Raw genomic sequence first — 1,406 nt, 5'->3', positions numbered from 1 at the left:
GTAGGAGACTACTTAATTACTGGAGGACAGCCTAATAAATTAGATTATAAGATGATAGAAGATTTGGGATTTGAAATCGACTCTGGATATAATGAACTGAAAGAAAGAGTAGAATGACCTTACAAAGTGATTTTAAAAATTACAAGAAGAAGGTTTATATAGAGAGCTTAAATCTATTGAATCTATTCATGGTAAAGATATACCTNTAGATGGGAAAATGATATTAATTTCGCCTCCAATGATTATCGAGACAAGAAAAAAACTAAATCAAAAGACATAAATATTGCTTTAGTTTTTTTATAGGAATACAATTTTTATTAAAGACATTTCATACAGAAAAGGGGCTGTAAATATATGAAATCAGAAAATAAAGTAGCAATAATAACAGGTTCAGCAGGTGGTTTAGGTAAAGCAATAGCCGAAAGATTAGCAAATGATGGTTTTAATATCGTTGTTCAAGACATTAATAACGAGTTATTACTAGAAACAGAAACAGAATTCAAAGAAAAAGGATATAATGTAATATCTTTCAAAAGTGATGTTTCAAAACAAAAAGAACAAGAAGAACTAGTTAATTTTGCTGTAAAAGAATTTAATCAACTAGATGTTTTTGTTAACAATGCAGGTGTAGATGCTGTAACACCTTTCTTAGAAATAGACGAAAATCAACTAAACAAATTATTTAACATCAACGTATTTGGAACTGTTTACGGCATTCAAGCTGCTGCAAAACAATTTATAAAACAAAATACAAAAGGTAAAATAATAAATGCTTGTAGTATAGCAGGTCATGAATCTTACGAAATGTTAGGTACATATTCAGCTACTAAACACGCTGTTCGTTCATACACTCAAGTTGCAGCTAAAGAATTAGCTAAATATAAAATTAACGTAAATGCTTACTGTCCAGGAGTGGCTAAAACTAAAATGTGGGATAGAATCGATGAAGAAATGGTTAAATACGACGAAAACTTAAATCCTGGAGACGCTTTTAAAGAATTTTCAAGTGCTATAAAATTAGGTAGATACCAAGAGCCTAAAGACGTTGCTAATTTAGTATCATTTTTATCTTCAGAAGATGCAGAATATATAACTGGTCAATCAATTTTAACAGACGGTGGATTAGTTTATAAATAAAAAGTTTAAATATTGTAATTTTTATTCCAATTGCTTTATTGACGTTGAGCCTCGGAACCCTCAACATCAATAAATTTTCTCCGCATAAATGCGTGGTCTTGTTATAATAAATTCAAGAAACCAAATAGTCGTTCAACTATACTGAAAATTGCTAATACAATTTTAAAAGCCACCAAAATTTTAACTGGTGGCTTTTTTATTTTGTTAAATTTCAAATGCCTTTATTTTGAATTTTAAGGGGGTTTTTTAGAGATTTAGGGGTAATTCAT

The 1,406-nt window shown here is 29.4% G+C and carries 1 protein-coding gene; it reads left to right on the top strand.

Features of this window, described 5'->3' with window-relative positions; translation table 11 throughout:
• The first annotated feature begins 354 nt into the window (after window positions 1-354).
• Window positions 355-1,137, top strand: coding sequence for an acetoin reductase (locus tag B154_RS0123985; protein ID WP_018616905.1), 783 nt, complete (start codon window positions 355-357; stop codon window positions 1,135-1,137).
• The last annotated feature ends 269 nt before the right edge of the window (window positions 1,138-1,406 follow it).

The sequence above is a fragment of the Segetibacter koreensis DSM 18137 genome (assembly GCF_000374045.1).
Classification (GTDB): domain Bacteria; phylum Bacteroidota; class Bacteroidia; order Chitinophagales; family Chitinophagaceae; genus Segetibacter; species Segetibacter koreensis.
The sequence above is the reverse complement of the archived record's forward strand: the minus strand, read 5'-3'. Positions and strand labels throughout refer to the sequence as shown.

Excerpts from the sequence above, each read along its gene's own strand:
- B154_RS0123985 (WP_018616905.1), top strand. The coding sequence starts at position 355 with ATGAAATCAGAAAATAAAGTAGCAATAATAACAGGTTCAGCAGGTGGT.